Origin of the sequence: Novosphingobium huizhouense (genome assembly GCF_020179475.1) — a bacterium.
Taxonomy (GTDB): Bacteria; Pseudomonadota; Alphaproteobacteria; order Sphingomonadales; family Sphingomonadaceae; genus Novosphingobium; species Novosphingobium huizhouense.
Genome location: NZ_JAILXZ010000015.1, coordinates 1 through 355, shown reverse-complemented (window position 1 = coordinate 355; position 355 = coordinate 1). Strand labels below are relative to the sequence as shown.

The 355-nt window shown below is 59.2% G+C and carries 1 protein-coding gene; it reads right to left on the bottom strand.

The features are described from left to right. Positions 1 to 333: PleD family two-component system response regulator (locus K3A85_RS17780; RefSeq protein WP_225207851.1), on the bottom strand; the 333-nt coding region annotated here is incomplete at its 3' end. Between the last annotated feature and the right edge of the window lie 22 nt (positions 334 to 355).

Below are 355 nucleotides of genomic sequence, written 5' to 3'. Positions count from 1 at the left end.
GGCGAGCAACATCTGTTCGTCAATAGCCGGATCCAAGACCGCAGCGACCCCGGCGCGCAATGCTTCGAGGCGGAGGGATTCATTGGCCAACATGACGATCGGCACTGCGGCCAGATTGGGATCGGCCATCAGTGACATTGCGATCCGGACCGGATGCTCTTGCGTGAAACCGCTTCCGATCAGCACCAGGTCCGGCTGGAATGTCAACGCGCGCGCCTGCAGTTCGGCGAATGTAGAGGCGGTGCATACATCATAGCACACTTCGGACAGGCGCACCTTCAGCGTAATGCGTGTCGTGGCTGTTCCATCTGCTATAAGGATGCGCGCAGTCATCGGGTTGCATTCCACCTTGGTC